2 protein-coding genes are annotated in these 14,034 nt (G+C 63.2%); one reads left to right on the top strand and one right to left on the bottom strand.

The window, feature by feature from the left end; genetic code table 11:
- Positions 1-63 precede the first annotated feature (63 nt).
- Positions 64-618, bottom strand: a complete 555-nt coding sequence (locus DXT77_RS25060; RefSeq protein ID WP_096821112.1) for an RNA polymerase factor sigma-70 — start codon at positions 616-618, stop codon at positions 64-66.
- A gap of 380 nt (positions 619-998) precedes the next feature.
- Here DXT77_RS25060 and DXT77_RS25055 point away from each other — a divergent pair, with 380 nt between their 5' ends.
- Positions 999-14,000 (top strand): non-ribosomal peptide synthetase, encoded by a 13,002-nt coding sequence (locus DXT77_RS25055; RefSeq protein ID WP_119429595.1) that lies wholly within the window; start codon positions 999-1,001, stop codon positions 13,998-14,000.
- Positions 14,001-14,034: the final 34 nt, after the last annotated feature.

The following is a 14,034-nucleotide window of genomic DNA, read 5'->3' as shown; positions in this document are numbered from 1 at the left end:
GAAACAAAAAAAGATCGCAGCCCTTCAACGAAGGCTGCGATCTTTTTTTTGGGCGGTGTGCTGTCAGCGACGGTTTGCCGTCACGGCATCTGCACGACTGCCCGACACCTTGCGGCAGTGCACCAGCGCATCACGAATCATGAAGTTGACCAGGGTCGGGGATACGCCGAGCTCCTTGGCGATGTCCTTTTGCGGCACGCCATGCAGACGGTACATCTCGAACGCATAGCGGGTGCGGACCGGCAGCTCGGTCAATGCATCGGCAATGTGTTCCAGGGTTGAGAAGTTGATGTGCGAGGTTTCCGGCGAGGCGCCCTGAATGACCACGTTCAACCCTTCCTCCTCGGGGCCGGCGTACTTCTGCTCCAGCGCCTGTTTGCGGTAGTGATCGATGGCCAGATTGCGCACGATCTGGAACAGATAACTCAGCTGGGCCTTGATCGACGACGTGATCGGCGGTGCCGATTGCAGTCGGAAGAACGCATCCTGCACCACATCTTCGGCGCGTGACCGGCAGCCGGTAATGCGGGCTGCAATCTTGACCAGAATCAGTCGATTGTCGACGAATGCCTGAAGTAGCGGTGAATCGCACCTGCTTGTGGATACTTGTTCCGTCATGGAAATCACCTTGCTGCCAATAGGTTAGTGGGACGCCTGGGGGACGGGGCCGTCCTACACATCGAGCGACAAATTATGTTGAATGATAATGATTGTCAATTGAGAAAGAGAACTAATGATCCATAACAGTGCGATCCGAGAACTACGACACGCCGCCGCGCTCGCCCAAGCGCCCAGCCCCGTTGGCGATCCAGCCTGCCGACTAATTATTTCAAGACGTCATCCGTTCTCATTGGTGAATGGATCCGGGTTCGCAGCCCCGGACCTACCGCATTCCAATGCCTTGCACGGTCGGCAAAGACCGTGTCTCGCATGCCTTGCACGGGCATGCCGCAGCCAACCCGATTCCACCAGCAAGCCGAATTCAGGCAGGAAACCTCATGACCGACGCGTTCGAACTCCCCAGCACCCTGGTCCAAGCCCTCCAGCGCCGCGCGGCCCTGACGCCGGACCGGCTGGCCTTGCGCTTTCTCGCTGAAACCGAGGAGCAGGCTGTGGTGCTCAGTTACCGCGAGCTCGATCTGCGCGCGCGGACCATCGCGGCGGCGTTGCAGGCCGAGGCCGGATTCGGAGATCGCGCCGTGTTGCTGTTTCCGAGTGGCCCGGATTACGTCGCGGCGTTTTTCGGTTGCCTGTACGCGGGCGTGATCGCGGTGCCGGCCTATCCGCCGGAGTCGGCCAAGCGTCACCATCAGGAGCGCCTGCTGTCGATCATCGCCGACGCCGAGCCACGCCTGTTGCTGACCAGCGCCGACCTGCGCGATGCCTTGCAGCAAATCGAAGGCGCGCCGCCGCTGCTGTGCGTCGACACTCTCGACAGTGCGCTGGCCGAACGTTGGGTCGAACCGACCTTGCCGCAAGACCACATCGCCTTCCTGCAATACACCTCCGGTTCTACCGCGCTGCCCAAAGGCGTACAGGTCAGCCACGGCAACCTGGTGGCCAACGAACTGTTGATCCGTCACGGCTTCGGCATCGACGTGAACCCGGACGACGTGATCGTCAGCTGGCTGCCGCTGTACCACGACATGGGCCTGATCGGTGGCCTGCTGCAGCCGATCTTCAGCGGTGTGCCGTGCATCCTGATGTCGCCGGCGTACTTTCTCGGCCGGCCGTTGCGCTGGCTCGAAGCGATCAGCCAATACGGCGGCACCATCAGCGGCGGCCCGGACTTTGCCTATCGACTGTGCAGCGAGCGGGTCAGCGAATCGGCGCTGGAGCGTCTCGACCTGAGCCGCTGGCGCGTGGCCTATTCCGGCTCGGAGCCGATCCGTCTCGACACCCTCGAACGCTTCGCCGAGAAATTCACCGCGTGCGGTTTCAGCGAAAGCAGTTTCATGGCGTCCTACGGTCTGGCGGAAGCGACCCTGTTCGTCGCCGGCACACCGCGTGGCACCGGCATTCCGGCGCTACGTGTGGACGATCAAGCCCTGGCACAGAACCGTGCCGAAGCGGGCGAGGGCAGCCCGATCATGAGTTGCGGCATCAGTCAGCCCGATCATGCGGTGCTGATCGTCGAGCCGGGCAGTCTCGAAGAACTGGCCGACAACGCCGTCGGTGAAGTCTGGGCCACCGGCCCGAGCATCGCCCACGGCTACTGGCGCAATCCCGAGGCGACTGCCAAGACTTTCGTGCAGCACGCCGGCCAGACCTGGCTGCGCACCGGTGACCTGGGCTTCATCCGCGACGGCGAACTGTTCATCACCGGTCGCCTGAAAGACATGCTGATCGTGCGCGGTCACAACCTCTATCCGCAGGACATCGAGAAAACAGTCGAGAACGAAGTGGAGGTGGTGCGCAAAGGCCGCGTCGCTGCATTCGCGGTCAATCAGAATGGCGAAGAAGGCATCGGCATCGCGGCGGAAATCAGCCGCAGCGTGCAGAAAATCCTTCCGCCCGAAGCGCTGATCAAAGCCATCCGCCAGGCCGTGGCCGAGGCTTATCAGGAAGCGCCGAGCGTGGTGGTGCTGCTCAATCCGGGCGCATTGCCGAAGACCTCCAGCGGCAAGCTGCAACGTTCGGCCTGCCGCAATCGTCTGGCTGACGGCAGCCTCGACAGCTACGCGGTGTTCCCGATGACCACGGCTGAAACCGCTCAGGATTCGACCGCGTCCGCCTCTGAACTGGAAGCGCTGATCGGCAAGATCTGGGCTGAGCAGCTCAACGTCAAACAGGTCAACGCCGACGATCACTTCTTCCTGCTCGGCGGCAACTCGATTGCCGCCGCCCAAGTGATTGCCAAGGTCCGCGAAGAACTGAGCCTGGAGCTGAACCTGCGCCTGCTGTTCGAAGCCCCGACCCTGTCCGCGTTCGCTGCCGCCGTGGCGCAACAGCAACAGGACGGCGGCAGCGCCCAGGGTGAAATCACCGCGCTGTCGCGCACCGAAGCACTGCCGCAATCCCTGGCGCAAAACCGTCTGTGGATCACCTGGCAACTCGATCCGCACAGCAGCGCCTACAACATTCCCGGTGCCCTGCACCTGCGTGGCGAACTGGACGAAGACGCACTGCGTGCCAGTTTCCAGCAACTGATCGAGCGCCACGAATCCCTGCGTACGCGCTTCTTCGAACGCGACGGTGTGGCCCTGCAACAGGTCGAAGCAGCGGGCGAGTTCAACCTGCAACTGATCGACATCAGCGACCTGCCGGCCAGCGAGCGTGAAGCCCGCGCACAACAGATCCGCGAGGACGAAGCCCGCACCCAGTTCGATCTGGAGAAAGGCCCGCTGCTGTGGGTGACGCTGGTTCGCCTTGATGACGAAGATCACCAGTTGCTGGTGACGATGCACCACATCATTGCCGACGGCTGGTCGCTGAACGTGCTGATCGACGAGTTCTCGCGCCTGTACGCCGCCGCTTCCCAAGGCCAGCGCGCCGAACTGGCGCCGCTGCCGACCCAATACGCCGACTACGGCAGCTGGCAGCGCCAGTGGCTGGCGCAAGGCGAGGGTGAACGGCAACTGGCGTACTGGAAAGCGCAGTTGGGTGATGAGCATCCGACGCTGGAACTGGCGACCGACCATCCACGTTCTGCCAAGCAAATGCACAGCGCCGCACGCCACAGTGTTCGACTGGGGATCAGCCTCAGCGACGCCATTCGCCAAACCGCCCAGGCCTATCAATCTACGCCGTTCATGCTGCTGCTCTCGGCGTTCCAGAGCCTGTTGCATCGCTACAGCGGCCAGCGCGACATCCGCATCGGTGTGCCCAACGCCAACCGTCCGCGTCTGGAAACCCAGGGCCTGATCGGCTTTTTCATCAACACTCAGGTGCTGCGCGCCGACGTCGATTCGCGTCTGCCGTTCAGCGAGTTGCTGGCGCAAACCCGTCAGGCTGCGCTCGGTGCCCAGGCCAATCAGGACCTGCCGTTCGAACAACTGCTCGAAGCCTTCCCGCAGGCCCGCGAACAAGGTCTGTTCCAGGTCATGTTCAACCATCAGCAACGCGATATGAGCGCGCTCAAGCGCCTGCCGGGTCTGCTCGCCGAGGAACTGCCGTGGCACAGCCGCGAGGCCAAGTTCGATCTGCAACTGCACAGCGAAGAAGACCGTAATGGTCGCCTGACGCTGTCGTTCGACTACGCCGATGAGTTGTTCGATGCTGCGACCATCGAGCGTCTGGCCGAGCATTTCAGCAACTTGCTGCGTGCTGTCTGCGAACGTCCGGAGCAGGCCATCGGTGACTTGCCGCTGCTGACCGCCACCGAACACACTCAGCAAAACGCGTGGAGCATCGCCCCGTGCACCCCGGCGCAGCAATGGTTGCCGGAACTGCTGGATGAACAAGCACGACAGACCCCTGATCGCACCGCGCTGGTGTGGGACGGCGGCAGCCTCGACTTCGCCGAACTGCACGCCCAGGCCAACCGTCTCGCTCATTACCTGCGTGACAAAGGCGTCGGCCCGGACGTGTGCGTGGCCATCGCCGCCGAGCGGTCGCCGCAACTGCTGATCGGCCTGCTGGCGATCATCAAGGCCGGCGGCGCCTACGTGCCGCTGGATCCGGATTACCCGGCCGAGCGTCTGGCCTACATGCTCAGCGACAGCGGCGTCGAACTGCTGCTGACCCAGACTGCGTTGCTCGACCGCTTGCCGGCCAGCGAAGGTGTCAGCGTGATCGCCATGGACACCCTGCACCTGGAAAACTGGCCGAGCCAGGCACCGGGCCTGCACCTGCACGGCGACAACCTCGCCTATGTGATTTACACCTCCGGCTCCACCGGCCAGCCGAAAGGCGTGGGCAACACTCACGCGGCGTTGGCCGAACGTCTGCAATGGATGCAGAACACCTATCGCCTGAACGACACCGACGTGCTGATGCAAAAGGCGCCGATCAGTTTCGACGTGTCGGTGTGGGAGTGCTTCTGGCCGCTGATCACCGGCGCGCGCCTGCTGATCGCCGGCCCCGGTGAGCACCGTGATCCGCATCGCATCGCGCAGTTGGTTCAGCAGTACGGCGTGACCACGCTGCACTTCGTGCCGCCGTTGCTTGCGCTGTTCATCGATGAACCGTTGAGTGCCGAATGCACCAGCCTGCGTCGCGTATTCTCCGGTGGTGAAGCGCTGCCGGCGGAACTGCGTAACCGCGTGCTGGCGCTGTTGCCGGCGGTGCAATTGCACAACCGTTACGGCCCGACCGAAACCGCGATCAACGTCACCCACTGGCATTGCAGCGTGGCGGACGGCGAACGTTCGCCGATTGGCCGTCCGCTGGGCAATGTGGTCTGCCGCGTGCTCGACAGCGATCTCAATCCGGTGCCGGCCGGTGTGCCGGGTGAGCTGTACATCAGCGGCATCGGCCTGGCCCGTGGTTACCTCGGTCGACCGGCGATGACCGCCGAACGTTTCGTGGTCGATCCGCTGGGCAAGCAGGGCGCGCGTCTGTACCGCACCGGTGACCGCGCGCGTTGGACCCACGATGGCGTGATCGAATACCTCGGTCGTCTCGATCAGCAGGTCAAACTGCGCGGCTTCCGCGTCGAGCCGGAGGAAATCGAAGCGCGTCTGCTGGCTCAGGACGGCGTCGCTCAGGCCGCCGTGCTGGTGCGCGGAACCGTCGCCGGCCCGCAACTGATTGGCTACTTCACTGCAACCGATACCCGCGAAGATCAGGACGCGCAAACCGCCCGCCTGAAAACCGCACTGGCCGCCGAGCTACCGGAATACATGGTCCCGGCGCAACTGATGCGTCTTGACGTCATGCCTCTGAGCCCGAGCGGCAAACTCGACCGTCGTGCGTTGCCCGAGCCGCAATGGCAAGTTCGCGAACACGTCGAACCGGTCACCGAGCTGGAGCAACAGATCGCCTCGATCTGGCGCGAAGTGCTGGGCCTGAAACAGGTCGGCCTGCGCGACGATTTCTTCGCCCTCGGCGGTCATTCGCTGCTGGCCACGCAAATCATCTCCCGCACCCGTCAGGCCTGCGACGTCGAGCTACCGCTGCGTGCCTTGTTCGAACACAGCGAACTGGGGGATTTCGCCGAGCAGATCCGCCAGATCCAGGCCAGCGGCCGCACCAACAAACAGCCGCCGATCGACAAGGTCGACCGCAGCAAACCGGTGCCGCTGTCCTATTCCCAGCAGCGCATGTGGTTCCTCTGGCAGATGGAGCCGGACAGCCCGGCGTACAACGTCGGCGGCATGGCGCGCCTGCGGGGCGTGCTGGATGTCGGGCGTTTCGAGTCAGCGTTGCAAGCGCTGATCTTGCGCCACGAAACCCTGCGCACCACGTTCCCGAGCGTCGACGGCGTGGCCCGTCAGCAGGTGCATGCCGAGACCGGCGTGCGCATGGACTGGAAGGATTTTTCGAAATTCGCCGCCGATGTGCGCGAGCAGAAAGTCCAGCAACTGGCCGACGACGAAGCACACCTGCCGTTCGATCTGGAAACCGGCCCGCTGCTGCGCGTCTGTCTGGTCAAGACTGCCGAGCAAGAGCATTACTTCGTCCTGACCCTGCACCACATCGTCACCGAAGGCTGGGCGATGGACATCTTTGCCCGCGAACTCAGCGCGCTGTACGAAGCGTTCGTCGATGATCGCGATTCACCGCTGGAACCGTTGCCGGTGCAGTACCTCGACTACAGCGTGTGGCAGCGCAACTGGCTGGAATCCGGCGAGCGTCAGCGTCAGCTCGACTACTGGACCGCGCAACTGGGCCGCGAACATCCGCTGTTGGAACTGCCGGGCGACCGTCCGCGTCCGCCGGTGCAAAGTCACCAGGGTGAGCTGTTCCGTTTCGACCTCAGCGATGACCTTGCCGCAAGGGTTCGGGCGTTCAACGCGCAAAATGGTCTGACCCTGTTCATGACCATGACCGCCGCACTCGCAACCCTTCTTTACCGCTACAGCGGCCAGACCGATCTGCGCATTGGCGCGCCGGTGGCCAACCGTATCCGCCCGGAAAGCGAAGGCCTGATCGGTGCGTTCCTCAACACCCAGGTGCTGCGCTGCCAGCTCGACGGCCAGATGTCGGTCGGCGAGTTGTTCGAGCAGGTGCGCCACACCGTGATCGAAGGCCAGTCCCATCAGGACCTGCCGTTCGATCATCTGGTTGAAGCGTTGCAGCCACCGCGCAGCGCCGCGTACAACCCGCTGTTCCAGGTGATGTGCAACGTGCAGCGCTGGGAATTCCAGCAGAGCCGCATGCTCGCCGGGATGACTGTCGAGTACCTGGCCAACGATGCGCGGGCGACCAAATTCGACCTCAACCTGGAGGTCACTGACCTCGACCATCGCCTCGGTTGCTGCCTGACTTACAGCACCGACTTGTTCGATGAACCGACCATCGCACGCATGGCCAAGCACTGGCGCAATCTGCTGGAAGCGCTGATCGCCGATCCGCAGCAACGCCTCAGCGAACTGCCGCTGCTCGACGCCCCGGAGCAACAACAATTGCTCGACAGCCTCGGCGTCGAGCCGGGCGAGCGTCGTCTCGATCAATGCATCCATCACCTGTTCGCCGAACAGGCACTGGCGCGCAAAGACGCACCGGCCCTGACCTTCGCCGGGCAGACCCTGAGTTACGCCGAACTCGACGCCCGCGCCAATCGTCTGGCCTGGGCCCTGCGTGAGCGTGGTGTCGGTCCGCAAGTGCGGGTCGGTCTGGCGCTGGAGCGTTCGCTGGAAATGGTCGTCGGCCTGTTGGCAATCCTCAAGGCCGGCGGTGCCTATGTGCCGCTGGACCCGGAGTACCCGCTCGATCGCCTGCATTACATGATCGAAGACAGCCGCGTCGGCCTGCTGCTCAGCGACCGCGCGATGTTCAAGGCCCTCGGAGAACTGCCTCCAAACGTGGCGCGCTGGTGCCTGGAAGATGACAGCGCGGCGCTGGCCGATTACCCGGCCACCGAACTTCCGTTCATCAGCCTGCCGCAGCATCAGGCGTACCTGATCTACACCTCGGGTTCCACCGGCAAGCCAAAAGGCGTGGTGGTGTCCCACGGTGAAATCGCCATGCACTGTCAGGCCGTGATCGAGCGCTTCGGCATGCGTCCGGATGATTGCGAGCTGCACTTCTATTCGATCAACTTCGACGCCGCCACCGAGCGTCTGCTGGTGCCGTTGCTCAGCGGTGCGCAGGTGGTGCTGCGTGCGCAGGGTCAGTGGGACGCGGAAGAAATCTGCGGCCTGATCCGCGAACATCGGATCAATATTCTTGGTTTCACCCCGAGCTACGGCAGCCAGTTGGCGCAGTTCCTCGCCACGCAAAACGACATCCTGCCAGTGCGCATGATCATCACCGGCGGCGAAGCGCTGACCGGCGAACACCTGCAACGGATTCGCGCAGCGTTCAAGCCGAGCCTGTTCTTCAACGCCTACGGCCCGACCGAAACCGTGGTCATGCCGCTGGCCAGTCTTGCGCCGGAAGTACTGGAAGAGGGCGCCGGCAGCGTGCCGATCGGTAGTGTGATCGGTGATCGCGTGGCCTACATTCTCGACGCCGATCTGGCGCTGGTGCCGCAAGGCGCGACCGGTGAATTGTTCGTCGGCGGCGCCGGTCTGGCCCAGGGTTATCACGATCGCGCCGGCATCAGCGCCGAGCGTTTTGTCGCCGACCCGTATGCCGCCGATGGCGGGCGCATGTACCGCACCGGCGACCTTGTGCGCCAGCGCGCCGATGGTCTGGTGGAGTATCTGGGGCGAATCGACCATCAGGTGAAGATCCGTGGATTCCGTATCGAACTGGGCGAGATCGAAACCCGCCTGCTCGACCACGACTCGATCCGCGAAGCGGTGGTGCTGGCACTGGACGCGCCGAGCGGTAAACAACTGGTTGGCTATCTCGTGACCGAGGTCGCTTCGCGAAGCGAAGCCGAGCAAGCCGAACTGCGTGAAGCGTTGAAAACGCACTTGAAGACGCAATTGCCGGACTACATGGTGCCGACCCATCTGATCCTGCTGGCGAGCATGCCGCTGACCGCCAACGGCAAGCTCGACCGCCGCGCCTTGCCAGCGCCGGACCCAGAGCTCAATCGTCAGGATTACGTAGCGCCAAGCAACGAGCTGGAACAGACCCTGGCGCAGATCTGGTGCGAGGTGCTCAACGTCGAGCAGGTCGGTCTGAACGACAACTTCTTCGAGCTGGGCGGTGACTCGATCCTGTCGATTCAAGTGGTCAGCCGGGCGCGTCAGCAGGGCATTCATTTCAGCCCGCGTGATCTGTTCCAGCATCAGACCGTGCAGACGCTGGCGGCTGTTGCCAGCCGCAGTGAAACCGTCACCGCCGAGCAAGGTCTGGTGACTGGCGAATCGCGTCTGACACCGATCCAGCACTGGTTCTTCGATACCGAAATTCCTGAGCGTCAGCACTGGAACCAATCGTTGCTGCTTGAACCGACTGCGCCGCTGGAACCGCATCGTCTGGAACAGGCGTTGCTGGCCGTGATCGAGCAGCATGACGCCTTGCGCCTGCGTTTCACCGAAGTCAACGGCGCATGGCAAGCAACCCATCAACCGGTCACCGATGCCGCCGTGCTGTGGCAAGTGCGCGTGCCGTCGATGGACAAGTGCGCGGCACTGTTCGCCGACGCCCAGCGCAGTCTCGATCTTGCCCAAGGCCCACTGTTGCGTGCGGTGCTGGTGGATGGGCCGGACGCCCAGCAACGGCTGTTCATCGCGATTCATCACCTGGTGGTCGACGGTGTGTCGTGGCGGGTTCTGCTCGACGATCTGCAAACCGTGTATCGCCAGCTCGACGCCGATCAGTCGGTGAAACTGCCGGCGAAAACCAGCGCCTTCAAGGAATGGACGGCGCGCTTGCAGGCCTACGCTGGCAGCGAATCCCTGCGTGAAGAACTGAGCTGGTGGCAGGTGCAACTGGCCGGTCCGACTGCCGATTTGCCGTGCGAACGTCCTGAGGGCGGTCGCGAAAATCGCCATGCGCAAACCGTCAGCGTGCGTCTGGATGCCGAGCGCACCAAGCAGCTATTGCAACAGGCACCGAGCGCCTATCGCACGCAGGTCAACGACCTGTTGCTGACCGCACTGGCCCGCGTGTTGTGCCGCTGGAGCGGTCATGCGTCGGCGCTTATTCAACTGGAAGGCCACGGCCGCGAAACCCTGTTCGACGAGATTGACCTGACCCGCACCGTCGGCTGGTTCACCAGCGCTTATCCGCTGCGCCTGACCCCGCACAACATCGAAGAAGCCGCGGGGCAGGGTGCTTCGATCAAGGCGATCAAGGAGCAACTGCGGGCCGTGCCGCACAAAGGCCTGGGTTATGGCGTGCTGCGTTATCTGGCCGATGACGCCAGTCGCGCAAGCATGGCGGCATTGCCGAACGCGCCGATCACCTTCAACTACCTCGGCCAGTTCGACCAGAGTTTCGGCAGCGATGCGCTATTCCGTCCGCTGGATGAATCGGTCGGCGCGGCCCACGATCCGCACGCACCGTTGCCGAACGAGTTGAGCGTCGACAGTCAGGTGTACGGCGGGGAACTGCTGCTGCGCTGGACCTTCAGCGCCGAACGCTACGAACCGCAGACCATCAACGACTTGGCCGATGCCTACCTCGGCGAGTTGCAGAGCCTGATCGAACATTGCCTGCAGGACGAGGCGGGCGGCCTGACGCCGTCAGACTTCCCGCTGGCGAAACTGACCCAGGCGCAACTCGACGCACTGCCGGTGCCGGCGGCGCACATCGAAGACGTGTACCCGCTGACGCCGATGCAGGAAGGCATGCTGCTGCACACCTTGCTCGAACCGGGCACCGGTCTGTACTACATGCAGGATCGCTACCGCATCAACAGCGAGCTCGACCCCGAGCGTTTTGCCCAGGCGTGGCAAGCAGTGGTTGCCCGTCACGAAGCGCTGCGTGCGTCGTTCTGCTGGAACGTCGGCGAAGACATGCTGCAAGTGATCCACACGCCGGGTCGTACGCCGATCGAATATCTGGACTGGAGCGCCATCGCAGATGCCGAGCAGGAGCCGAAACTTCAAGCGTTGCTGAAAAGTGAACGCGAAGCCGGGTTCGATCTGCTCAATCAGGCACCGTTCCACCTGCGACTGATCAAGGTCGGCGCGGCGCGGTACTGGTTCATGATGAGTAACCACCACATCCTGATCGATGCCTGGTGCCGTTCGCTGCTGATGAACGATTTCTTCGAGATCTACACCGCTCTGGGCGAAGGTCGCGAAGCGCAATTGGCAGTGCCGCCGCGCTACCGCGATTACATCGGCTGGCTGCAACGTCAGAGCCTGGCCGAAGCGCGTCAGTGGTGGCAGCAGAACTTGCAAGGGTTCGAGCGCACCACGCCGATCCCGAGCGACCGGCCGTTCCTGCGCGAACATGCCGGCGAAAGCGGCGGCATGATCGTCGGCGACCGCTACACGCGACTGAATGTCGAGGATGGCGCCCGTCTACGCGAACTGGCCCAGGCGCATCAACTGACCATCAACACCTTCGCCCAGGCGGCGTGGGCGCTGGTGCTGCGACGCCTGAGCGGTGATCGCGACGTGCTGTTCGGCGTGACCGTGGCCGGGCGTCCGGTGGAAATGCCGGAGATGCAACGCACCGTCGGCCTGTTTATCAACAGCATCGCGCTGCGGGTGCAGATCCCGGCGGACGATCAGCCTGCCAGCGTGCGTCAGTGGCTGAGCGGTCTGCTCGACAGCAACATGCAACTGCGCGAGTACGAGTACCTGCCACTGGTGAACATCCAGGAACAAAGTGAACTGCCGAAAGGCCAGCCGCTGTTCGATAGCCTGTTCGTGTTCGAAAACGCCCCGGTGGAAGTCTCGGTGCTGGACCGTGCACAGAGCCTCAACGCGACCTCGGATTCGGGCCGTACCCACACCAACTTCCCGCTGACGGCTGTTTGCTACCCGGGCGACGACCTTGGTCTGCATCTGTCCTACGACCAGCGTTACTTCGACGAGTCGACCATCGAACGCATGCTCGGCGAGTTCAAGCGTCTGCTGCTGGCACTGGTCGACGGCTTCCATGGCGACATGGCTGACCTCCCACTGCTGGGCCATGAGGAACAGGATTTCCTGCTCCACGGTTGCAACCAGAGTGAGCACGACTATCCGCTGGAGCAGAGCTACGTCGAACTGTTCGAAGCGCAGGTCGCGGCGCATCCGCAACGCATCGCCGCCAGTTGTCTCGATCAGCAACTGAGCTATGCCGAGCTGAACCAGAACGCCAACCGTCTCGGCCATGCGCTGGTCGCGGCCGGAGTGAAGATGGATCAACCGGTAGCGCTGCTGGCCGAACGAAATCTGGATCTGCTGGGCATGATCATCGGCAGCTTCAAGGCCGGTGCCGGTTACCTGCCGCTGGATCCGGGCCTGCCGAGCCAGCGTTTGCAACGCATCATCGAACTCAGCCGCACGCCGGTGCTGGTGTGCACCGAGGCCTGCCGTGAACAGGCGAAGACCTTGCTGGATGAATTCAGCTGCGCCAACCGTCCACGCCTGCTGGTGTGGGAAGAGGTTCAGGCTGGCGCGGTGTCGTCGGCGAATCCAGGCATCTTCAGCGGCCCGGACAACCTGGCCTACGTGATCTACACCTCGGGCTCCACCGGATTGCCGAAGGGCGTGATGGTCGAGCAGCGCGGCATGCTCAACAACCAGTTGAGCAAGGTGCCGTACCTGAACCTGAGTGACGCCGATGTGATCGCCCAGACCGCGTCGCAAAGCTTCGATATTTCGGTCTGGCAGTTCCTCGCCGCGCCGCTGTTCGGGGCGCGGGTGGACATCGTACCGAACACCATCGCCCACGATCCGCAAGGTTTGCTGGTGCATGTGCAGCAGCAGGGCATCACCGTGCTGGAAAGCGTACCGTCGCTGATTCAGGGCATGCTCGCCTCGGATCGTTTGAGCCTCGACGGCCTGCGCTGGATGCTGCCGACCGGTGAAGCGATGCCGCCGGAACTGGCGCACCAATGGCTGCTGCGTTATCCGCAGATCGGTCTGGTCAACGCTTACGGCCCGGCGGAATGCTCGGACGACGTGGCGTTCTTCCGCGTCGACATGGCTTCGACTCGCGGCAGTTACCTGCCGATCGGTACGCCGACCGACAACAACTTGCTGTACCTGCTCGATGGCGCGCTGGATCTGGTGCCGCTGGGTGCGGTGGGCGAGTTGTGCGTGGCGGGCACCGGTGTCGGTCGCGGTTATGTCAGCGATCCGCTGCGCACCGCGCCGGTGTTTGTGCCGAACCCGTTCGGTGCGCCGGGCGAGCGTCTGTATCGCACTGGCGACCTGGCGCGCCGCCGCAGTGACGGCGTGCTGGAATACGTCGGCCGAGTCGACCATCAGGTGAAGATTCGCGGTTACCGGATCGAGCTGGGTGAAATCGAGGCGCGTCTGCACGAACAACCGGAAGTTCGCGATGGCGCGGTCGGTGTACAGGAAGGCGTCAATGGAAAGCATCTGGTCGGCTATCTGGTCGCCGCGGATTCCGCACTGAACCCGAGTGAACGACTGGAACGAATCAAGCAGCGCCTGCGCGCCGAACTACCGGAATACATGGTGCCGTTGCACTGGTTGTGGCTCGACCGGTTGCCGCTCAACGCCAACGGCAAACTCGACCGCAAGGCCCTGCCTGCGCTGGAGATCGGCCAGTTGCAGAGCCAGGACTACCTGGCACCGCGCAGCGATCTGGAGCAGACCCTGGCCGATATCTGGGCCGAGGTGCTGAAGGTCGAGAAGGTCGGGGTACGCGACAACTTCTTCGAACTCGGCGGCCACTCGCTGCTTGCCACGCAGATCGCCTCGCGGGTGCAGAAAGCCCTGCAACGGGACGTGCCGCTGCGAGCGATGTTCGAGTGCAGCACGGTGCAGGAACTGGCCGAATACATCGAAGGGCTGGCGGCCAGTGACATTACCGAGGAGAAGGTGGATCGGTTGAATGATCTGATGGCGGAGCTGGAGGGTTTGTAGTCTTCAGCGCTGCGCGTTCAACACTATTCAACCT

It is taken from the genome of Pseudomonas sp. 91RF (genome assembly GCF_003576265.1).
GTDB classification, from domain to species: Bacteria; Pseudomonadota; Gammaproteobacteria; order Pseudomonadales; family Pseudomonadaceae; genus Aquipseudomonas; species Aquipseudomonas kribbensis.
Note: the sequence above shows the minus strand (reverse complement) of the source record. Positions and strands in the feature narration are given on the sequence as shown.

What these genes read in the sequence shown, in the direction of transcription:
- DXT77_RS25060 (WP_096821112.1), bottom strand. Translation starts at nt 618, where the DNA reads ATGACGGAACAAGTATCCACAAGCAGGTGCGATTCACCGCTACTTCAG.
- DXT77_RS25055 (WP_119429595.1), top strand. Translation starts at nt 999, where the DNA reads ATGACCGACGCGTTCGAACTCCCCAGCACCCTGGTCCAAGCCCTCCAG.